This window comes from Pseudomonas asuensis (genome assembly GCF_014646755.1).
In the GTDB taxonomy this organism is placed as follows: Bacteria; Pseudomonadota; Gammaproteobacteria; order Pseudomonadales; family Pseudomonadaceae; genus Chryseomonas; species Chryseomonas asuensis.
The window spans coordinates 263,519-284,340 of record NZ_BMNW01000006.1 but is presented as its reverse complement, the minus strand read 5'-3'; the positions used below and the strand labels follow the sequence as shown (position 1 = coordinate 284,340).

The following is a 20,822-nucleotide window of genomic DNA, read 5'->3' as shown; positions in this document are numbered from 1 at the left end:
TCTTAGGCAAAGCCCATTGGATTGAGTGCCATAAAACGCATGCTTGTATGATTATGGATGAATCTTATTATGTCCAGATGCAGGCAAGGACTTTGACTCATTCATGCAAATTGGACAAAGCCAAACGAGCATATCACTTTCAAGCTGAAGGGTATAAGCATAGTTTGAAATCTTATGGCTTCTTTCACACTCGACGGGGAGGGTAACCTTCATGCTTCCCTAGGTATTTAAATAGCGGCCTGTTTAGCAGGGTCAATTTCGACTAGTTATGCCGCCTACTTTGCTACTCACAAATAAACGCCGAGGCGCTTATTCCGCTTTATATCCCTATGGAGCCGCTAGCCTAGCCTGCCCATCATTCTTCACTTGGGTAAAGCATGTTCTTGATCTTACCCATAAATGCAGATCTCTATCCTTGGAAAGGACCAATCAAACAGATTTCCCCACCTCCTGTAAGGTATTTATTGTCTCTGAATGAAAGTTCAGATAAGTCATCATAAACCGATTGCCGCCTTTCTCCTTTAATTAAGGAGATGAGTGTCGTAGCTGTTAAGTCGTAGCCTTTGTTGTCGCACTCAGGCTAGCCCATTTACGGCTTTTTAGAGCTGGACACCCTGATAGAGCAATGCAGGAAGCCGCTTTGCCGATACAGCAGGATCAAAACAGCCTCTGGCTGCATCAAGGCGCTTCGTTGTAAGGCTTATAAAGATAGTGTAGTGGTAGCCATTGCTACTGTTGTATATGCTTATGCCAATTTACGTGCAGCCTTGGAATTAACCTTACCATGAGTCCTGTCATTGAGAAGACTGAGCGGGCAACTGTTGTTATATGTAATACATGTAGCATGCCCATACAGATAATTATTGACCGTTTTGCTACCGATGAGGACGTTGCTGTCGTGGTAACGCATGCGGCAAAAGGATGCCTTATCAAACAGGTTACCGTGCAGCAGGCCTGGGAATTCGAAGGTGAGTGCAAATGTTAGCCCTGGGTTCGGTAAAACAACTCTGAACAAGTCGCACGCCCAGACTCTACCTAAGGAATATAAAACCTAGTACCTGCGTCAGTATTGCAGCCACCATTAATAGGCGATTGCGGTACGCGGCAGGAAGCATAAGGTATCTGGGCTATCCCAATAATTCGGGGCGCCTTACGCATACACAACGTATTGCTACTGACCGCATACTTGACTGATAAGAAAAGGGCGCAGGCCGGCAATGTGATAAGACAGGCTTCAAAGCCTTGATTAGGCCGCCTTGCCCTGCATGCGTTATTGCTATTTCTATAATGCTCAATACCTACTACACATTGTCTTACTGAAGTATTCCGCAAGCCGGATAAAGAACCTTGTGCATTGGCACGCACTCTAGTGTAAGCCCTGTAGGCGAGTGGTAAATGGACACTTTATCGCCCACAAAGCCGCATTTTCTATAAAACGCTGCGGCATTCAGGGTCGCATCCAAGTGCAGGTATTCAAGCTCTGCGTTCAAGGCTAGCGCTTCGAGATGCTGTAGCATGTCGCGTGCAGTTCCTTGGCCCATGTATTCGGGTAGAACAAAAATCGCGTCGATCTTGCCTGTCCCCAGATTGATCATACCGGTTCCTATGATCCTGCTTTCAGTAACCGTGACATAGAAGCTGGAGTCGACATCGTTTGCATAACCCGGCGTGGGCGCTTTGCTGGTCCAGGCATCGATTTGTGCTGCTGTATAAACATTTGCGCATTGATGTTGAATTGCCCGGCTTCTAATACGCCAGGTATCGTCCACGTCTGCACGTGTGGCTTTGCGGATGGTGAACACATCAACTCCTCTTTAGAGGTAATACAAATGTTTACTTAAATACGATAGCGGCTTAGTGCCTATACCCTCTAAGGCGAGACACGCGTTATTTTCTTATGTCCCACGATAGCCTGAAAAGTTAAGCCTGCTTTATTAGGGTAGCCAACCATGGAGCTTAAAAAAGAAAGCATGCATGAAGTCGTTGGCTCTATAGCGCCAAGCCACACTGAGCTAGCAGATGACCATGATCGGTATATCTGATAGCACGACACCCGTGGTGGACGAGCCACTATCAGCGGCAATACTCTGGAAACATTGTCGGAAGTAGTGCCTGGTAGCTATCGCTAAGCCATCACGCAGTAACCATTTGAAATAGTTTGTGTTTAGGCTTAAGCCTGAAAAGGCACAAAGTCGCTTTTTTCCATCCTTTAGATGGATTCCACTAATGACATTTTCCCTGAAAATCGAGCAGCTCTTGGTCATCCACCTGCACATGGATGAGCTGGATCGGCGTGCAGCGCCTGTCTTGCTTTTCCATCTGCGGCGGGCAATGCCTCGTTATGGATAGACAGGAACACGCCGTCTCTTTGTTCAGAGCCCTTTGGCGCTGGCTTGGTCGGTCAATCGGGTTGTCGCATACGACCTTCATGGATGCAAGGAAAGGAAATCGTTATGTCCCACTTGAAACCACTTGCTGCCGCTATCCTACTAGCCTTCAGCATGCCCTCATGGGCTCAAATGAACATCGCTGAGGCGATTCAGGAGGGTGAGAATAACGTTGCAACCCTTGAGCAATCCGATACTGCCATTAACAGTCAGGCTGCTATCAACCAGCTGGGAAGTAACCATATTGGGTATATCCAGCAGGAACAGGTTAATAACAGTCAGGTGACTATTACCCAAGACGGAGTGGCCAACGAAGGGCGGATCTATCAGGTCGGCGGAGGCGGGAAAGAGGATATTGTAACCCTTGAACAGCGCGGCGATTCCAACGTTGCCACGCTCAACCAGGGTAACGGTGGTGTAGCTCAGGTTAATGAACTGCACGCCATCCAGGAAGGGGTAGGTAATACCATGAATGTTACCCAGAGCGGGTATGACGCTTTTCTAGGCGTTTCCTCCCGCGGTAATAACAACTGGGTTGAGGCCGTTCAGTATGGCGGTACGACTTCAGGCAGTGTCACGCAGGAGGGCGATAATAACACCGCTTACTTTAGACAGTCCGGCGGTGGCGGGGCAGGTATTACTCAACGGGGTAACGGCAACAGCGCTTCGCTTGAGCAGTCTACGCGCGAATTTTCCAATGGTGGGATATCGCAGACGGGGGATGATAATTTCGCCTACGTCAGACAGAGCAATATGTTTGGCGGCCTGAGTGTTTCGCAGGAAGGCTCGAATAATGATGCCTATATCGTGCAAGGAACACGTGTTTCAGGACTTACGGGCACTACAGTAGGTAACGACAATGAAGTCGAGGTTACCCAATACAGCGACAATAGCCAGATCAGGTACAGCCAGACGGGCGATTTGAACATCGCGCAAATTGATCAGATTGGCTATCAGGCCAACAATGTTGCTTCTCTTACTCAAAACGGGATTGCTAATCAGGCACTGGTTACCCAGAGCGGCGAGACCTTTTATGGCAACACCGCAGGTATTACTCAAACGGGTATGGCTAACCGCGCAACAATCACCCAACAGTAACGCATCATTTCTATAGACAAACGCCGCTTTGTACGTCGCCTGACGACAAAGCGGCGTTATTACACGTTTACTGCTTTTGAATGAAACCCTGGATAATATCCAGCGAGGCGTCATTCACCCCTTGCGTTTCCTTTACCTTGTCCAGCGCAGTTTGCGCGGCCTCTACCGAGCTATAGCGGATCACCCCCATGCCTGCCGCTGACGATGCCTGAACCGTCGTACCGCCTGTAGCATTCGCAACCTGATCAATAACATCGGCAGTCTGTACAAACACCTTCAGACGGGGAGGAACGAGCACGGCTTGCCCGGAGTTCAGGTTGACCGCTACGCCCATAGTGCCCGACTGCGCAGCACTACCAGCAGAAACGGCTGATTGTGATTTCAGATGTGTCTGATTGTCCTGCTGCAGCACAATGGCATAAGGTCCTACCTGACCTACTACATTGCTATCTGTCGGTACTGACTGCTGACGACTTTGGCTCTGGATAGACGAAGAGGTCTGCACCGAGGCATTGGATTCGATACGCTGAGCTGTTGCGTTAGGGACCAGGCGGAACTGGGTGTTCCCCACGTTAAAGCTGGCTCCAGTCGCCGCCTGCTGCAGTCGGGCCGAATCTGTCGTTTGAGCATGCACCAAGGGTGCTGCAGCCAGGGTTATGGTCAACAAGAATAAAGTGGTCATTTTCATGATCAGTGCCCCACCACGCGAAGTTTGAAGGCTTGCAGCTTGGCGGCATTGCCTTGTGCATCAACCACATCTGTTAAGGATAGTGTCCAGTCGCCGGTCGCTGGCTCATCCAGGAACGCATTGCTCGCAGCCAATGAAACAGTGAAACCAGTTCCAGACGTGATATCCGACAGCGTGGAGAAAGGCGTCATGACATAACTTTTAGTGCCGCTTGGGGAGGTAAGAACAGCCTTAAGGTTCGATGGCTTCATATGACTGGTCTGAAAGCTGAGCTGTACAGCCTCAACCTTAATATTTTGATTGATACGTACCTTCAGCGTTGCAGGTGCATTCACATCGCCAATCGTACTGGCCGAGTCGTTAGACGCTTTCCATTGAGTATCTTTCATCGCTGGCAACAGGTTAAAGCTCATGGCTTTATTCACTGCTGCTGTTGCATCCACTAATCCAAAGCCATACCAGTTACTGAAGTGATGACCTGCCGCATTGGTAATCCACCCAGGTTCAATAACAGTACCACCGTAGCTCACTACTGGTTGGTAAGGATCAAGCGGGCGTGCCGTGCTGGCCAGGATATATTTTACGTCACGCTGGGTCAGCTTGGGATTAGCGCCCAGCATCAGGCTCACCACACCAGATACCGTAGGCGCGGCGGATGATGTGCCGTTCATACGTGCCCAGTAATTGCAGGATTTATCGATAGGGGACTGGTTACCTTCCAAGGCATTAGAGGAGGAACTCGCCGTATTGGCACCGCGAGAGCACCCCATCAGGTCCGTAGTCACAATCGCTGGAGAATAATAAGTGGGCCTGATGGCTTCTCGAACGTTGGTCAAATCCGGATTATAGGCTTTTTGATTACCAAACTCGCCGCCAAAGCCTGAGATCCAAACTGATGACCCTGCCGTGGAATAGGATGAGCGCAATCCTCGTACGTTGACAGCCGCGGCGGTAATAATCGTGATGAGATTATTGTTAGGGTCAACGGTTGAAGAGGCGCAGGTGACATTGAGTTCAGCCGCTTTCTTGGAACAGATGTTGACTCTTCCAAAAGGCGTATAGGAGAAAAACTCCTTAAACGAGTTGCCTGCAGACTTGATGTAAACACCACCCTTGCCACTGCGGGTAGACTGCATCAGCCTTTCCCAGGCAGCCTGTTCAGAGGTTGAGAACGCCGGGTAGTAGGGCGTGCTGCTTCCCCAGCTGTTATTGAAAACAGCAACATCTCTGGATTCCTTACCGCTACCCCAGGCATACAGAATGTTCGCATCCTGACTGGTAGAGTCCGCATCACTGGCCAGGAAGTTAAAGCCTTTTAGTTTGGCTTCTGGTGCGATGCCTCGTCCTCCTATCCCATTCCAGCCCATTTCGGCAATGATGCCTGCCACCGAGGTGCCGTGTTCATCCGTGTCGACACTAGGCGTCGGATCGTTTGAGCCATTTACGAAGTTTTTGGAGCCATTGGGTACAACATTACCTGACAGATCTTCATGACGTATTTCCAGCCCGTCATCGACTACCCCAACAATGACATTTTTACCCCTGAAACCCAACTCATGTAATACACCCATCCGCAGATCTACACCGGCAAGCGGCGTTACATCGCCAATAACTTTTTGCCCTCTATTTCGTAGATGCCATTGATAAATGAACAGAGGATCGCTACCGCTCTGAACATTGGGTGCTGCTTGAGACAATGTAGCGTCTTCAGCTGCCTGGGCTACGCCACAGATTCCCCCTGCAAAGAGCGAAACTAATAAAAAAACAGGTTGTTTGGATGAGAGCATTATTCCGGTCCTTCGCTTTATCATGAGATTTAGCCAAGCTGGATTAACGATACGTCCCGGATTCGTTATCCCAATAGGAATATAGAGTTAAGTTTCTATCTTTAGAAATAGGGGGTAGGGATGAATAATCTGTTTAATTCTCTTAAGTGCTACTCTTATGATATTGAAATGAGATTTTATGATAATTATTTTGATAGCATTTAACAGGTGTTACTTTGCATAGATAATTGATAATTAATGGGTTTTTATTTTTCTGTATTTTTTATCAGGCGTGATGTAATTTTTTCAAAAATGAAATAATCCGACAAGTGGTATATGTATTTTATGCGCCTTTGTATGCCCTTGTAGAGGGCAGTAAGTGACTGGTTAGTCATTTTAGGGGCATAACATAGCACTTGTAGGGCTTAAGAATGTTGAATTTCAGGAGCAAGCTAAAAGTTAGTTAAAGTGCAAGGTTTTCATTTCAGGTGAACGTGACAGCTTTAAAAGCGGGGGTCGAGGAGATCAGTATAAGCTTCACTCACTAAGTCTTTAGCCTCCAGGTTAAAATAATCAAAAGCCTCCAGCGTTTTTGCAGTAGCCGCCTCCTCACTTAGATGCGCACCGAACTCTACCTCCAGTTCAATAAAGGCTCCTATGCCTTCAACTTGGTCCAGGTGCACTTCCACCCCATTCACTGTAAAGACCTTACGAAGCTTGCGTACGCGCCCTGTAATACCTAATGCGTTGGCAAGTACTGCTCGAAGCCCGTCAGGATCATGTGTCTCAGACACCAGGAAGGTACTGGACGTAGGGCCGGGCTGGTCGTCTCGCTCATAGGCAATAACAAGGCCCGAACATTTTATATCTCCTCCCGCTTCAGTTATCGCAAGACCTGCCGATAGCCCTTCCGCATATATACATAAGCTGGCTCTAAAAGAACAAGCGCACCAGCTGAATTATTCGAAACGACACTTAACGGAAAAATTTATGAATAGCTGGTTTGGGAATGTCAGCGTTACGCGCAAGCTTACGCTGGGTTTCGGTGTAGTACTGGCCTTAACGTTGCTTCTTGCCTGGAGCGGCTGGAGCGGTTTAGGCAGTGTCATTCAGCGGAGCCTCTGGATGACAGAAATCACCAAGCTCAATAGAACGCTGACAGACCTGCGTATCGCACGTCTGCAGTTCATGCTGGCTAATGGCGATGAAACCAGCACGGAGCGCCTTCAGAAAAACCTGAACATCTATCTTGAACAACAGAAAAAGCTTTTGGGCAGCTTTACCAATCCCGTAAACGTCGCTCTGCTAAAGAAGCAGGATGAGATCAACGGCGATTACCAAAAGTCGTTGGGCAACATGCGTGATGCATACAAGGTTGCGAATTCAGCTCGCCAGACTATCAAGCGCGAGTCGGCTGAAGCGGCCACGCTAGTCGATAAGATGGCCCATAGCGTACTGCTGCTGCCAAGCTATGATGATCGTCGCTTTTCGCAATTCCAAACAATCTCCAAAACCAAGGAAAATCTGCTGAAAACGCAGTTCCTTGTCAGTGTGTATGCAGCCAACTCAACGTCCGAAAATGAGCAGGCATTGCTTAGCCAGATTGATACGGCGGGCAAGGGCATTGAGCAAATGATGGATACATTCAAGGATGAGCTGAGCTATACCGCCCAGCAAGTCAAGGCATCGTTGGATCGCTACAGCGTAGCCGTAATGGATTACAAGAAGGCCAACGCTAATATTGCTCAGGCTCGCAAAGAAATGACAGATCAAGGCTATGAGATCGTCAATATCAGCGAGGAACTCTATAAGTTCCAGCTGGATCGTCTGTCAGTTGAAAGCAGCCAGGCGCGCCAGCTGCAGATTGGCAGCACCATCCTGGCCTTGCTACTGGGAGTATTGGCTGCCTGGGTAATTACCCGCCAGATTACTCAACCGTTAAAGGAAACATTGGGCGAAGTTCAGCGTATTGCGTCCGGTGATCTGACAGCTTCTGCACGCGTCACCCGCCGTGATGAGCTGGGTGTGCTTCAGCAAGGTATCCAGAACATGGGTGATACGCTACGTGAACTGATCTCCGGTATACGTGATGGCGTGACTCAGATTGCCAGTGCTGCGGAAGAGCTTTCTGCCGTGACTGAGCAGACCAGTGCGGGTGTAAATGGCCAGAAGAGCGAAACGGATCAAGTGGCTACAGCCATGCACGAAATGACCGCAACCGTACAGGAAGTGGCCCGTAATGCTGGCGATGCATCTACTGCAGCCAGCGAAGCGGACGAGCAGGCACGTTTGGGCGACAAGGTAGTGAACGAGGCGATTGTACAGATTGAGCGCCTTGCCTCTGAGATGAACCGCTCCTCTGAAGCCATGACCAGCCTGCAAAAGGAGAGCGATAAGATCGGCAGCGTGATGGATGTCATCAAGGCTGTAGCTGAGCAGACCAATCTGCTGGCGCTTAATGCCGCCATCGAGGCAGCACGTGCCGGTGAAGCGGGTCGTGGTTTCGCAGTGGTAGCCGATGAAGTTCGCGGTCTGGCTCAGCGCACCCAGAAGTCTACTGAGGAAATCGAAGGGCTGGTGGCAGGGCTGCAGACAGGTACTCAGCAGGTCGCCAGCATGATGAATAACAGCCGCAAGCTGACTGATAGCAGCGTTGAGCTAGCCCGTAAGGCAGGTGGTTCGCTGGAAAACATTACCCATATGGTTTCCAATATCCAATCGATGAACCTGCAGATCGCCGCGGCTGCCGAACAGCAGAGCGCGGTGGCTGACGAAATCAACCGCAGTATCGTCAACGTCCGGGATGTCTCCGAGCAAACCGCTGCGGCGAGCGAGGAAACAGCAGCTTCCAGCGTTGAGCTGGCGCGTCTGGGAAATGAGCTACAAACCATGGTTAGCCGCTTCCGCGTCTGATTCCTTCTGTCAGTGCACGGTGAAAAGCCGTGCACTGAACATGCGTTTGCCTCTTTCCAAGTGCATTGTATTCCCGCAGGGCCATGAGCAGTAGGCAGTGATTTTCTCACTGCACAGAAACGCCCCGACTTGCGCAGCAGGTACGTCAAGTGAGTGCTTAAGCGGGGCGGCTTCGTTACAATACCCCTTCATTTTTGTACGCCCGTCTACAGGGATAGTGTCTTGGGTCTTTTTCCTGACTGCTTGCGTTATAGCGAGCCGAACAGTCAGCGAGACCTCTAGCAGGGAGCTTATTCAGCATGATCGTCGGTATTGACCTGGGAACGACCAACAGTCTGGTTGCCGTTTGGCGCGACGGTGCGCCTAAACTTGTTACAAACGCTCTGGGAGATACGCTGACGCCTAGCGTAGTAGGTCTTGATGACGAGGGGCAGGTACTGGTGGGTAAGACAGCGCGCGAGCGACTGCATACCCATCCTGCCCGAACAACAGCCCTGTTCAAGCGGTATATGGGAAGCGCTCAGGAGATACGCTTGGGCGAGCGTACCTTTCGACCGGAAGAGTTATCAGCATTGGTGCTTAAAAGCCTCAAAGCTGATGTCGAGCGTGAGTATGGTGAGCCAGTAACCGAGGCTGTCATCAGTGTTCCGGCGTACTTCAGCGATGCACAGCGTAAGGCGACCCGTATCGCTGGAGAGCTGGCAGGACTTCGGGTCGAAAAGCTCATCAATGAGCCCACCGCAGCAGCACTGGCCTATGGGTTGCATCAGAAGGACAGTGAGACCTCGTTTCTGGTCTTCGATCTAGGCGGCGGCACATTCGATGTGTCCATTCTGGAGCTGTATGATGGTGTCATGGAAGTGCGAGCCAGTGCGGGTGATAACTTCCTGGGCGGCGAAGATTTTGATCACATGCTTGTGGATCGCTTCGTGGCGCTTCAAGGCCAGCAGCCAGGTTTTCCCTCGTTAGAGCTTGTTCGTCAGTCGCTGCGGCGAGAGGCTGAGCGGGTGCGCAAGGCACTGGCTCAGGACGCCAGCACCGATTTCATACTGCGTTACAACGAACAGGAATGGCGACAGTCTTTTACCCAGGCGCAACTGGCTGAACTCTTCACACCGCTACTGGAGCGTTTGCGGGGGCCTATCGAGCGAGCACTACGGGATGCACGGATTCGTGTAGCGGATCTGGATGAGATACTGCTAGTCGGTGGTACGACTCGAATGCCACTGGTACGCAAGCTGGCGGCAGGACTATTTGGCCGTTTTCCCTCCATCAGTCTCAACCCTGATGAAGTGGTGGCCCAAGGCGCAGCTGTCCAGGCAGCACTCAAGAGCCGCGATGCAGCGCTCGAAGAGGTGGTCCTGACCGATGTCTGCCCCTACACACTTGGCATTGAAACATCGATCACGTTTGGTCAGCAAAGCGAGAGCGGACACTACCTGCCCATTATCGAGCGCAACAGTGTCGTGCCTGTGAGTCGCGTCAAATCAGTGCAAACGCTGCACGACGACCAGAGCAAGGTTCTGTTCAAAATTTTTCAGGGCGAGAGCAGGATGGTCAAAGACAATATCAAGCTGGGAGAGCTGGAGATTGAGGTGCCTCCTCGCAAGGCGGGCGAGATCAGTATTGATGTACGTTTCACTTACGACAACAACGGTATTCTTGAAACCGATGTCACGATTCCGCTGACGGGGGCCAAGCATCGACTGGTTATCGAGAACAACCCGGGCGTGTTAACCCCGGATGAGATCCAGGAACGGCTTAAAGCACTGGAAAAGCTTAAAATTCACCCGCGTGACCAGCAAGTAAATACTCATGTAGTGGCCCGTCTGGAACGTCTTTACCAGGAATTACTGGGCGATGAGCGTGAGGCCGTTGGGTATTTAGCCGCTCAGTTTCAACAGGTTCTGGAAACGCAGGACGAGCGCAGGATCAGTGACGTACGCAAGCAGATCGTTGAGCGGCTTGATAGCCTTGAACGAGGGGCATGGTAAGCCTCATGAACTGCTGGGATATCCTGGGCCTCGACGAAGAGGTCGATGAGCGTACTATAAAACGACAGTACGCCAAGCTACTCAAGGTACATCGTCCCGATGAAGACGCAGAGGCTTTCCAGCAGCTGCGCGAGGCGTATGAAGAAGCCCTGAGCTGGGTCAGAGAGCGTATTGCCGACGAGGCTGAAGAAACACCTTGGCCTGTTACCGCTCTGTCAGAAGGCCCTCTTTTCGCGCCGATTGAGCCAGTAACGCATGGGGGCGAAAGCGTCATGGGCGGGCTGGCGCAGGACTGCCCTTTGGCTGAGGCTGAAGAGCCGGCCTCACTTGTGGGAGGCGCACCTCGGCCTCGCCCTGCGCCTGATTATCCCGAACCCGCGCTCACTGCCGAGGCACTAGCGCGGCACGAGGCCAAGCGTTTGCTGGAGGAGGCCTCTGCTGAAAACCTGAAGCAAAAATGGGTTCAGGCTCAGGAGCTAAACTGCACAATACCGTTTCAGGCGGGTCTTGTTGAAAGGTGTCTTCATCATGACGAAACCGACCTCTTGGTCGCTGCGGTCGAGCACCTGCAATGGCTGACGCCCTGGCAAAGTGCTGCTCTCAGTCCCAGCCAGGAAGCGTACCTGGCGGCAGAGCTGCTTGGTCATCAGCGAGAGCCTCTTGATAACCTTGGCGAGGCCGGTAACGAGCTAGGCTTTCTAGCGCAGCTCAGAGTACTGAGCAAGCAGCCCTGGGCGAACTCATTCGATAGACAGCAACAACTTCAGGGTTGGGTGCTGGAGATGCTGGACGAGGCCGACTACCTTACACCTTCATTGTTTGAGGGCGTATGTTGCCTGTTTGGCTGGGATGACCGGAAGGGCATTGTACCTGCGCCGTACGAGACATGGTGTGCCTTGGTAGAGCGCTGTGAGCAGGAGGCTTACGCGCTCCGCCTGCAACAGCTCCTCAATGCAGAGCCGACAACTCCTGAAGGAAAGGCTGCTCATCTGTTACTGGGGCCTATCTCTCATTCCGAGCAGATTCGTCTCGCCAAGGCTTTCAAGCCAGAAGACAGAGTGGCGCGTGAGACCCTGAGGGACAATTTGAATCATCGTTACCCTGGTCTGAAACAGCGTTTTCCGGATGCGCGACTTGATGCGTTTGTTAAGGTAGAACCTAAAGAAGGCAAGCCACTTTCGTATGGCTGGATATGGGCAGGCGCTGCCCTGTTTGCACTTTTTTATACCTTGCCACAGCGGTGGCAGGAAGGGCGTCTTGACCTATTTACCTTGTTCTATTCCTTGACGCTTTGGCCGCTTATTGCCGTATGGGTAACCAAACTACTCACGCGCTTGTGGCGACCGGTAGCCAAATGGCTAGAACCGCTCGATTTGATCCTCACCTATAAGGTGCTGCCTGGGCGGTTATTCAACCCAGAAGCCTCGCGCTGGATGCTGCTGCGCAACGGTATTCCTCTAGCCCTTATGGCCTTGTTTATGGGGCAAAAGGCCGGGCTTATTGCACTTGGAATCATGGGGTCAGTGGCTTACGCCTGCTTTGTACGCCTACCAGCCGGGAGTACCCCATTCGATGCGATGATGGCTTATTACCGGCGTAACGATTTTTCTAAAGTCACTCGACTGATCCTCATTACGGCTGTCTTTATTGCTATAGGAGGTCTTGTAGGCCTTGTTACACGCGAATCATCCCCAAATCAAAAGGTACCTGTTTCATCCAGTGCGGTGGAGCAGTGCGTCATGCACTCTGCACCCCAGGTAGCAAAGCTCTGTGACAAAGCCCAGGATGCGCAGGCTTGTATGTTGAAGTTACAAAAACTTTTCAGCGAGCAATGCAACAGTCAGCAGCCTGAGCCAACTGTTAAAAATAGCGCATCAACATAAGGCTGGGCTCAAGAGGCACAGCTTTAGGAAATTTTTATGGACCACCCCGCGTTGTTTCATTGGCGCGGGGCTTTCCATCGTTAGCCTAGCAAGCAGGTAAAGGCGCTAGGCTCTCTACAAAAAGTCTTCGAGCGCAGGTACTTTTCTTACAGAGCCTAAAGTAGGTTACTCAAAAACTAAATCTAGCGCACTAGATATCATGATATTGAAATTTATAAATATGATGCGTAGAGTAGCTCCTTCATCTGCTCATGGTCGCCATCCTGTAGATCCACTTGGGCAGCTATGAGCTTAGGCTTTTGACGAAGCGTCATATTTATTCATTGATATTGAAGTATTTAAATGAGCAAATCCATACTGCAAACTACTATGCTTGGCCCTTATACGCTTAAGAGTCGTATTGTGTTACCGCCATTGACTCGTTCGCGTAGCACCCAGCCAGGCAACATACCCAATACGCTAATGGCAACCTATTACCAGCAGCGGGCTAGCGCAGGGTTCATGGTCACTGAGGGAACACAGATCGAGCCTCGTGGCCAAGGTTATGCCTGGACGCCGGGCATATACTCACCCGAGCAGATCGAAGGATGGCGACTGGTAACCGACGCGGTGCATAAGGCCGGCGGTATTATCTTCGCTCAGCTCTGGCATGTAGGCCGTGTATCGCATACATCGTTGCAGCCAGAAGGGGCCGCGCCTGTTGCACCCTCAGCCATAGCCGCTGAGAACGTCAGCGTATTCATCGAAACCGGCCCTGGTACTGGAGTCCTCAGTGCACCTTCAACGCCTCGTGAGCTCAGCACGGCTGAGGTAAAAGAGTTGGTCCAGTTTTACGCGCAGGCAGCCCGTAATGCATTGGACGCGGGTTTCGATGGAGTTGAAATACATGCCGCCAATGGATATCTGATCAATCAGTTTATCTCGGCGCACAGTAACCAGCGTACCGATGAGTATGGCGGTTCGCTGCACAACCGTTTGCGTTTCCTGCGGGAAGTTACCGAAGCGGTTGCCGCAGTGGTTGGCAAGGATCGAATGGGCGTGCGTTTTGCTCCGCTCTTTGAGACAACGGATGAGGCGCGGGTGTATCTGGGGCTGGTTGAGGAAAATCCTCAGGAAACCTACCTGGAAGCCATTAAAGTGCTTCAAGAGGTAGGAATAGCCTACTTATCAATTGCCGAGGCAGACTGGGATAACGCACCAGAGCTTCCTGATGATTTCCGCGAGGCGGTCCGCAACACGTTCAAGGGCCGTATCATCTATGCGGGGCGCTATACGTTAGAGCGTGCGGAGCGAGTGTTAAAGGCCGGGTGGGGTGATTTGATTGCGTTTGGCCGTCCTTTTATTGCCAACCCCGATCTGCCTGAACGGATTGCCAATGATTGGCCGTGGACTCCAGTGGACCCTGCCACGATGTATGGGGGCACTGAAGTCGGCTACATCGACTATTCTCGATACGAGTCCTGAGAAATCATTCAAATACCCCTTGGCAAAAATGCCAAGGGGTTCCGCTGTGATAACATTGACTGGCTGTTTACTATAAAGGAACCGTTACCGGATACCAGCAATGAGTATCGATGTCAGCTTGGCGCTTAAAGCGCTCGATAATCCTACCCGTCTCAAGATCCTGAATTGGTTGAAAGAGCCCCGCCGGCACTTTCCAAGCCAGGAAGTTGATCCTGAAACCACTGGGGTATGCGTAAGTATTATCCAAGACAAAGCTGGGCTTTCCCAGCCTACGGTTTCGCTGTACTTGAGTACTTTGCAGCGTGCACAGCTGGTTACCTCTCAGCGTATAGGTCCCTGGACATACTACAAGCGTAACGAGGCGAGTATTGCCTTGTTAAAGGAGGCGCTAGGCGAGTTGATCTAATCACGATGGGCCTGTCTAATCAGCGATACTGCGTGCCTGATTGCGATTATGCAAGCCTAGTAGACTGGCCTTTGCGTCTTTATTGTCGTTGTCTTCGCTCTCTTCAAAGCGCCTTACTTAAGTGCATGGTTGGCCTGCATGCGCTCCTGGTTATCTATAACACCTTAAGTAGAGTCCCTTCTTCCGCGGCTTTGTCCAGGCGCTGCATCAGAAGCGCTTTGCACACAGTTGTCATGTCTGCCTGATACGTCTTCTACCGCAGGCTAAAAAGATAGTTACCTATGGTGCTGAGAAGCTCCCTTACAGCACTGTGTCCTGATTGTGCATTCATATTATTTTAAGAAGACGAGCCGGGCTGCACAGTTACATTTCTCAGAGAATCGGTGTTATAGCCAACAGCCATGGGATATGTTCACGAATAAAAAAGGCAGCCCTAGGGCTGCCTTTTGTTAGCGTATGCCATTATTTCTTTTCGGCATATTTGCTCTGTAGCGTTTTGGCATGCTCAAGGTGCGCTTCCAGTTTAGGCAGTGCAGCTTGTGCCAGCGCCTTCAGCTCAGGATCTTTACCAGTATTCGCTTCGTTACGATAAATCTCGATGGTTTGTTCGTGAGCTACAACCTGGTTATTGGCATATGCGGCATCAAACGACTCATCGCGTACTTGAAGGATCATTTTCTTGGCCATGTCCATCAGCATCGCATTATCAGCGACTTCCAGCTTTTTCTGCTGGGCCAGTTGCTGAAGTTGCTCATTCATCTTGGTATGGTCATCAATCATTGACTGAGCAAAAGTTTTTACATCCGCAGACTGGCTCTTTTCAAGCGCAAGCTTGGCCGTTTCTATCTCAGCAATGCCTTTGGCCGATGCATCGTTAATGAAGTCTTCAGGCGACATGGCTTCAGCTTGGTTAGCATTGGCCGATTGTGCATGGCCGGAAGTGCCGTGTGCGCTATCAGCGTGGGTAGCGTTTTGTGCAAAGGCAGTCGCCGTGCCCATTGACAGCAAAAGGGCGCACGTGAAGGCAAATTTTTTAGGCAGTGCTGGGCTCATGGTGATTCTCCTGATCTAGCTTAAAAAACACCGGATCGCTTGGCATGCCTCTTAGGGCAGCGGCACAAGCAACTAGTCTCATCTCCGATGATGCTGGGCTTATATAGCCTACTGGTTGTGACTGGTATCCCATTCGAGTTGTTCCCATGTTCATGCAGATCCATGAAAACACTTGTAAAAACGTGTCTCGATTGAACACTGGCAGACAGTCAATTTATGAGCCGGCCCCGCTTAAGTTAATCGCAAGAAGGCAAGAGACAAGAAGGTATTCTTATGAAAGCTGAGATTTCGGCAGCGATGCTAGGGCTGGATTTGTCAGAGGAGAGCGAAAAAGCACTCTTCGGCTGGTTTCTGGCCAGTTACCTGTTTGGTAAGCGTATTTCGCAGGATATTGCTGCTCGGACCTGGCGCGTACTATTCGAAGCGCATCGCTGTGATACACCACTTAAGCTTATAGGCTGCGGCCGACAGGGTTTAGTAAGAATCCTGCGGGAAGGACGTTACACTCGCTATGATGAATCGACCGCCGAACGATTGCTTGAAGTATGCCAAGTACTTCAGGTCGAGTATGAAGGCCGGATTCTAGGCATCAAGGACAAAAGTGAAAGTCGCTCGGATTTTGAAAGACGGGTGCTTGCATTCAAGGGAGTAGGGCCCAAGACATTAGAAATTTTCATGCGAGAGGCCGGCCCCGTTTTGTTTAGCTAAGTCTAACGGTGCAGAGGTTGCGTAAGGTACGGCACTTTATAGGTACAGACTGGGAGCCAACGTCAATGTAGCGCCCAGCAGTGCAAAGAGGTATCTACTTATAAGTGGATGCAGGTATGCACAGCGCCAACCGGCATCGCCACGTTGTCAATCGCATGAATCATACCTGTGGCCAGCGCTGCCTCAGGGTTCAGAATGCGCGGAGAGGCCTTCAGATAATTGCGAATATCCATTCGCTCGCTGGCGCCCTCGGTTCGCTCCATCACAATGTCGGCATACAGGTCCAGATCGTAGTCCAGACTCATGGCGTATTCAGACATGCGAGCATGGTCAATGGCCCCATGCAGACTCCAGTGAAAGGGATGAATCAAGAACTTGCTATGCCGACAGGCCGTACGGTGACGTCCCGCCAAAAACAGGATGTTACCCATGGATTCAACGGTTCCAAGGTTATGGGTATGAACCGGAATAGGAAATGAAACCAGGAAGTTGTACATCGAAAAACCATAGCTGCAATCGCCGCCCATGGTTGCAATCTTTATCAGCAGGCTAGAGGCGTCCTGCTGTAAGGCCTGCGAGCATTTCTCGATCAGCTGACCACACGTGGTTGAATTGATAGGGCCAGTAAAATTAATTACGTGTGTGGTCATGGTGTATTTACTCAAGAATAAGCCAGCGGTGCTTAGTGGTAGTCCCTCTACCTGTTAAGCAAATCGGCACTGAAGGGCGATCCTTGAGTGCGTGTGGCAGGTCATTTACAGGCCGGAATACGCAATGTTTTCTTGAGTCCGCCCGTCTATTTTATCTTTGATAGAGGCGTCTGCATCAAAGCGGGACTAATGAAAAAGGCGCCTGAGCGGCACCTTTATCATTATATCGATTGACTTACCTGAGCTTAGTAAGCCTTGGAGGCATCGACCTGAACGGCTTTCTGCATCTTTGGCGGTAACGGGTTGCTGGTATTGGTCGGTAGAGACTGCTTGTAGAGGTTGGTCAATACACTTTCCAGTGGCAGATTATCCGAAGAGTCACCTACGGAAATGGTGTAGCGGCCAGCATCAGCAATCCAGTTCCAGGTGTTGGTATCAAAGTAGGCCAACGAACGAGCGTCCAGCTGAACAGTAACCTGCTTGGACTGGCCCGCCTTCAGGAAGACTTTAGTAAAGCCTTTAAGCTCTTTCTTCGGGCGATCGATCAGCGCTTTCTTCGGGCTCACGTAGACCTGGGCTGTTTCATAACCGTCTTTCTTGCCGGTATTGGTTACAGTAAAGGTTACATCGATAGTTGAGCCGGGCGTCAGTGACTTCGGACCAATCTTCAGGTCAGAGAAGCTGAACGTGCTGTACGACAAACCGAAACCAAAGGGGAAGAGCGGCTTAATACGCTGCTTATCAAGACCGCGATAACCCATATAAACGCCTTCCGAATAGGTCATTTCGGTCAGGGCATTATCCCCGATGTAAAGATCCGGATTCGGATAGCTGGCATAGGCCGGATTGTCTTGGATACGTTTTTCAATCGAGATCGGCAGCTTGGCAGAGGGGTTGGTATCGCCAAAAAGGATTTCCGCCAGGGCCTGACCACCGAACTGACCCGGATACCAGGCGTGCAGGACAGCCTTGCTCTTCTTGACCCACGGCTCAAGGTTCATGCCGCCACCACCATGCAGCACTACGATAGTGTTGCTGTTGGCCTTGATAACATTCTGAATCAGGTCGCTCTGGTATTCAGGCAGATCAAAACCATGATCTGACGCTTCGCCTTCGTACTCACTGTTAAAGCCTACCGCTACCATGACGGCATCGTATTGGCTCAGGTCCGCGGGCGCAGCCAGCGAAGCCCAGCTCATCTGCAGGCCATACAGGCTACCCGAGGTAGGAATGTAGTGGTCATTGACGCGGCTGTATTCGAGCTTGATGTCGTAGGTTTCGCCTGCCTTCAGGCCATACGCCTTGCCTGAGTGGGAAATCGAGTCGGCCAGGTCGTTGGATAACGGCTTGCCGTTAAAGTCGATGACCAGCTTGTTGTCGACCCACAGCTTGTACGCACCATCACCCCGCACCTTGAACACCTGATCGCCACTGACGGTGGGCTTGATCTTGCCGGTGAAGCGGGCGGAGAAGTTGTCCTGGTCCGGGCTGAAGCCGCTAATGGCGGTGGTGCCATTAGCTGTAATGTTCTGGGCCCTCAGGAAGTCCCAGTTTACGCCAGGCTCACGACGCTTAACGGCTGGCTCTCCCGAGAAGTTGGGGTTGTTAAAGTACTCAGCTGTCAGGCCTGATACGGTCTCGGTGGAATCAGTGCTGTCAACGGTGTACCACTCCGAGGTCTGCGGGTCGAGAGACAGCGCCTGGATGTAGGTGACCTGGCTCTGGTCCCCTGCTAGCTGCTGCAGGCCTTGCAACTCGGTGGTGTAGGTATTGGCAGCGGACCAGCCGGTACCGAACGGATAAGGCGGACGCTGTTTGGCGATGTCACCAATCACGGCAATGCGTGCTGTTTTGGGAAGTGGTAGCAGGGTGTCAGAGGAGCCCTTGGCCTTTTCGTTTTGCAGCAGAACAATGCCCTGACGAGCCATCTCCAGAGAGGTGCTCAGGCTGCGGGGATCGTTACCGATACCCGAGGCTTTTGGAAGGCCCTTGTCAAAGCCAAAGCCGATCATGGCGCGCAGGTTACGGCGAACCTTTTCGTCAATCACAGAGACTGGCAGCTGACCGCTCCATACATAGGGCATCAGAACGGATTCGTTCATCTGCAGGCCGCTGGGCATGTCCAGGTCAGCGCCCGCTATAGCCGCCTTGTAGCCATTCTGAATGGAGTTGAAGTCACTGACGACAAAGCCCTTGAAGCCCCATTCGCCCTTGAGCATGTCGGCAATCATGCTATGGCTTTCGCAGGCATAGTCGCCATTGATCTTGTTGAAACCACACATGATGGAGGCGGGATTGGCGTTCTTGACCAGGGACTCAAAACCGGGCAGGTAGATCTCACGCAGGGTGCGGTTATCGACCTTGACGTCCAGGTAGTGACGATTGGCTTCCTGCTCATTGGCGACAAAGTGCTTGGCACCTGTCCAGATGCCCTGGGCTTCAATGCCGTTGGCCACAGCGGGTGCAAGCACAGCGCCGAGGAAGGGATCTTCACCGGTCAGGTGCTCGGCGGAACGACCGTTGTACGGTGTACGGTACATGTTCAGGCCGGGCGAAAGCAGCTGTTGACCACCTGATGCGCGGGTATCGTAGCCGACGGCCAAGCCATAGGTTTTGGCAAGATCTACGTTCCAGGTGGCGGCCAGGGCAGACTGAGCGGGGTATTGCACACCAAACATGGTGCCTTCAACGGTTACGCCAAGCGACGAGTCACGGGCTAAGGTGCCAGGCAAGCCAAATTTGGGCATGGCACGCATCATATAGCCGTTATCGATATTGATATAGCTGATCTTGTCCGATAGCGACATCTGAGAAAGGATCGACTCGACTCTGCTTTCGACTTCCGAACCTTGCATGAGAGGGGCTGCCCAAGCACTGCTGGCACTTGCCAAGGCTACGGCTAGCAAGGATCTGCTGGCTACAGGAAAAACACGAGTAGGTTTCTGCATGTTGATGGGGGGTCCGTCCGTAGGATTTATATGATCAGCGTGAGACTGATCTCACTTAAGAAAAAAGAGGTGCGTAAAATAACCGTACTGTTCAGTTCAGTTATGTGACGAGTTCACATATTTAGAATCAAATAGCTATTACTTTGCTTTTAGGGGCCACTCTAGGAGTGGCAAATGGCCATTAAGTTTCCTGATGTGACAATCTGTCTTAGCATAGCGATACAGGTTAGTGATCACGGACGCAGGATGAGAACAAAAAGCCCAAGCAAGCGCCGCGAGATAGTGGACGCTGCGACGAAAGTGTTTATGGAAGTGGGTTTTGATCAGACCTCGATGTCAGAGATAGCCAGCCGGGTAGGAGGCTCTAAGGCCACGCTCTATAACTATTTCAGTTCAAAAGAGGAGTTGTTTGCCGAATGCATTCGTGCGAATGCCGCTAAACATTTTGAGCCACTGTTTGAGTTCCTTCCACTGGATGCTGACCTGCCTACCATGCTGGAACGGTTTGGTAATGAGTACGTCCGTATCATTATTCAGCCTGAGATCATGCAAGGGCGGCGTCTCGTCCTCTCAGGAGCTGGAAGCAGTAAGGTGGGGAGTATCTACTATGAGAACGGACCCAAGATAGGCTGGTCTCGCATGGCGGAAGTGCTACGTAACGCCATGGATAATGGCCTATTGCAACGTTCCGATCCATGGGTAGCGGCGCTGCATCTCAAGGCCCTTCTGGAGGCCGAGTTTCATGAACAGGCCATGCTGGCGTTAGAGCCCGTCATTGACCCCAGCCGGATCGGCCCTGCTGTACAAAGGGCGGTAGCTATCTTTCTCAAGGGGTATCGTCCAGGTATTTAGTCCGCAGTTGTT

At 51.4% G+C, this 20,822-nt stretch carries 16 protein-coding genes and 1 pseudogene; 10 read left to right on the top strand and 7 right to left on the bottom strand.

Annotation, left to right across the window (positions count from 1 at the left end; genetic code table 11):
• Positions 1-1,313: 1,313 nt before the first annotated feature.
• Positions 1,314-1,802 (bottom strand): GNAT family N-acetyltransferase, encoded by a 489-nt coding sequence (locus tag IEX86_RS15175; RefSeq protein WP_188866969.1) that lies wholly within the window; start codon positions 1,800-1,802, stop codon positions 1,314-1,316.
• 424 nt (positions 1,803-2,226) lie between these two features.
• Here IEX86_RS15175 and IEX86_RS25405 point away from each other — a divergent pair, with 424 nt between their 5' ends.
• Entirely contained in the window at positions 2,227-2,349 is a 123-nt protein-coding gene (locus IEX86_RS25405) for a hypothetical protein (protein ID WP_268239864.1), read from the top strand.
• A 104-nt stretch (positions 2,350-2,453) separates the two neighbouring features.
• The gene (locus tag IEX86_RS15170; protein ID WP_188866968.1) at positions 2,454-3,485 is read left to right on the top strand and encodes a hypothetical protein; all 1,032 of its coding nucleotides are present in this window, start codon (positions 2,454-2,456) and stop codon (positions 3,483-3,485) included.
• Between the two features lie 67 nt (positions 3,486-3,552).
• Here the strand turns inward: IEX86_RS15170 and IEX86_RS15165 are convergent, their stop codons facing one another.
• The 3 genes from IEX86_RS15165 to IEX86_RS15155 all read right to left on the bottom strand — a co-directional run bounded on the left by IEX86_RS15165 (position 3,553) and on the right by IEX86_RS15155 (position 6,733).
• Positions 3,553-4,173: a hypothetical protein gene (locus IEX86_RS15165; RefSeq protein WP_188866967.1), complete on the bottom strand. Its 621-nt coding sequence runs from the start codon at positions 4,171-4,173 to the stop codon at positions 3,553-3,555.
• A 2-nt stretch (positions 4,174-4,175) separates the two neighbouring features.
• Positions 4,176-5,960, bottom strand: coding sequence for a S8 family serine peptidase (locus IEX86_RS15160; protein WP_229685359.1), 1,785 nt, complete (start codon positions 5,958-5,960; stop codon positions 4,176-4,178).
• 482 nt (positions 5,961-6,442) lie between these two features.
• Positions 6,443-6,733, bottom strand: a complete 291-nt coding sequence (locus IEX86_RS15155; protein ID WP_188866966.1) for a CYTH domain-containing protein — start codon at positions 6,731-6,733, stop codon at positions 6,443-6,445.
• A gap of 196 nt (positions 6,734-6,929) precedes the next feature.
• Here IEX86_RS15155 and IEX86_RS25700 point away from each other — a divergent pair.
• The 6 genes and pseudogenes from IEX86_RS25700 to IEX86_RS15130 all read left to right on the top strand — a co-directional run.
• Positions 6,930-7,997 (top strand): annotated as a pseudogene (locus tag IEX86_RS25700) (methyl-accepting chemotaxis protein); the annotation flags it as partial.
• Positions 7,989-8,852, top strand: a complete 864-nt coding sequence (locus IEX86_RS25695) for a methyl-accepting chemotaxis protein (RefSeq protein WP_373290446.1) — start codon at positions 7,989-7,991, stop codon at positions 8,850-8,852. The pseudogene IEX86_RS25700 and the gene IEX86_RS25695, both read left to right, overlap by 9 nt.
• A 299-nt stretch (positions 8,853-9,151) precedes the next feature.
• Positions 9,152-10,846 carry a molecular chaperone HscC gene (locus IEX86_RS15145; protein WP_188866964.1) on the top strand — a complete coding sequence of 565 codons (1,695 nt, stop codon included), beginning with the start codon at positions 9,152-9,154 and terminating at the stop codon, positions 10,844-10,846.
• Positions 10,847-10,851: 5 nt separating this feature from the next.
• Positions 10,852-12,729 carry a J domain-containing protein gene (locus tag IEX86_RS15140; protein ID WP_188866963.1) on the top strand — a complete coding sequence of 626 codons (1,878 nt, stop codon included), beginning with the start codon at positions 10,852-10,854 and terminating at the stop codon, positions 12,727-12,729.
• Positions 12,730-13,071: 342 nt separating this feature from the next.
• On the top strand, positions 13,072-14,193 hold the full coding sequence (locus IEX86_RS15135) for an alkene reductase (RefSeq protein WP_188866962.1): 1,122 nt from the start codon (positions 13,072-13,074) through the stop codon (positions 14,191-14,193).
• 100 nt (positions 14,194-14,293) lie between these two features.
• Positions 14,294-14,599, top strand: coding sequence for an ArsR/SmtB family transcription factor (locus IEX86_RS15130; protein WP_010798560.1), 306 nt, complete (start codon positions 14,294-14,296; stop codon positions 14,597-14,599).
• Positions 14,600-15,061: 462 nt separating this feature from the next.
• Here the strand turns inward: IEX86_RS15130 and IEX86_RS15125 are convergent, their stop codons facing one another.
• Positions 15,062-15,652 carry a DUF4142 domain-containing protein gene (locus IEX86_RS15125; protein ID WP_188866961.1) on the bottom strand — a complete coding sequence of 197 codons (591 nt, stop codon included), beginning with the start codon at positions 15,650-15,652 and terminating at the stop codon, positions 15,062-15,064.
• A 273-nt stretch (positions 15,653-15,925) separates the two neighbouring features.
• Here IEX86_RS15125 and IEX86_RS15120 point away from each other — a divergent pair, with 273 nt between their 5' ends.
• Complete coding sequence (locus IEX86_RS15120; RefSeq protein WP_188866960.1) at positions 15,926-16,360, top strand: DNA methylase; 435 nt, start codon at positions 15,926-15,928, stop codon at positions 16,358-16,360.
• A 98-nt stretch (positions 16,361-16,458) separates the two neighbouring features.
• Here the strand turns inward: IEX86_RS15120 and IEX86_RS15115 are convergent, their stop codons facing one another.
• Both IEX86_RS15115 and IEX86_RS15110 read right to left on the bottom strand, forming a co-directional pair.
• Positions 16,459-17,010 carry an ATP-dependent Clp protease proteolytic subunit gene (locus IEX86_RS15115; protein WP_188866959.1) on the bottom strand — a complete coding sequence of 184 codons (552 nt, stop codon included), beginning with the start codon at positions 17,008-17,010 and terminating at the stop codon, positions 16,459-16,461.
• A 245-nt stretch (positions 17,011-17,255) separates the two neighbouring features.
• Entirely contained in the window at positions 17,256-19,958 is a 2,703-nt protein-coding gene (locus IEX86_RS15110) for a beta-glucosidase (protein WP_188866958.1), read from the bottom strand.
• A gap of 246 nt (positions 19,959-20,204) precedes the next feature.
• On the opposite strand from IEX86_RS15110, the gene IEX86_RS15105 reads away from it, so the two are divergent.
• Positions 20,205-20,810: a TetR/AcrR family transcriptional regulator gene (locus IEX86_RS15105; protein ID WP_188866957.1), complete on the top strand. Its 606-nt coding sequence runs from the start codon at positions 20,205-20,207 to the stop codon at positions 20,808-20,810.
• Positions 20,811-20,822 lie beyond the last annotated feature (12 nt).

What these genes read in the sequence shown, in the direction of transcription:
- IEX86_RS15145 (WP_188866964.1), top strand. Translation starts at nt 9,152, where the DNA reads ATGATCGTCGGTATTGACCTGGGAACGACCAACAGTCTGGTTGCCGTT.
- IEX86_RS15140 (WP_188866963.1), top strand. Translation starts at nt 10,852, where the DNA reads ATGAACTGCTGGGATATCCTGGGCCTCGACGAAGAGGTCGATGAGCGT.
- IEX86_RS15110 (WP_188866958.1), bottom strand. Translation starts at nt 19,958, where the DNA reads ATGCAGAAACCTACTCGTGTTTTTCCTGTAGCCAGCAGATCCTTGCTA.
- IEX86_RS15170 (WP_188866968.1), top strand. Translation starts at nt 2,454, where the DNA reads ATGTCCCACTTGAAACCACTTGCTGCCGCTATCCTACTAGCCTTCAGC.
- IEX86_RS15135 (WP_188866962.1), top strand. Translation starts at nt 13,072, where the DNA reads ATGAGCAAATCCATACTGCAAACTACTATGCTTGGCCCTTATACGCTT.
- IEX86_RS15125 (WP_188866961.1), bottom strand. Translation starts at nt 15,652, where the DNA reads ATGAGCCCAGCACTGCCTAAAAAATTTGCCTTCACGTGCGCCCTTTTG.
- IEX86_RS15160 (WP_229685359.1), bottom strand. Translation starts at nt 5,960, where the DNA reads ATGCTCTCATCCAAACAACCTGTTTTTTTATTAGTTTCGCTCTTTGCA.
- IEX86_RS15130 (WP_010798560.1), top strand. Translation starts at nt 14,294, where the DNA reads ATGAGTATCGATGTCAGCTTGGCGCTTAAAGCGCTCGATAATCCTACC.
- IEX86_RS15115 (WP_188866959.1), bottom strand. Translation starts at nt 17,010, where the DNA reads ATGACCACACACGTAATTAATTTTACTGGCCCTATCAATTCAACCACG.
- IEX86_RS15105 (WP_188866957.1), top strand. Translation starts at nt 20,205, where the DNA reads ATGAGAACAAAAAGCCCAAGCAAGCGCCGCGAGATAGTGGACGCTGCG.
- IEX86_RS25695 (WP_373290446.1), top strand. Translation starts at nt 7,989, where the DNA reads ATGGGTGATACGCTACGTGAACTGATCTCCGGTATACGTGATGGCGTG.
- IEX86_RS25405 (WP_268239864.1), top strand. Translation starts at nt 2,227, where the DNA reads ATGACATTTTCCCTGAAAATCGAGCAGCTCTTGGTCATCCACCTGCAC.
- IEX86_RS15165 (WP_188866967.1), bottom strand. Translation starts at nt 4,173, where the DNA reads ATGAAAATGACCACTTTATTCTTGTTGACCATAACCCTGGCTGCAGCA.
- IEX86_RS15120 (WP_188866960.1), top strand. Translation starts at nt 15,926, where the DNA reads ATGAAAGCTGAGATTTCGGCAGCGATGCTAGGGCTGGATTTGTCAGAG.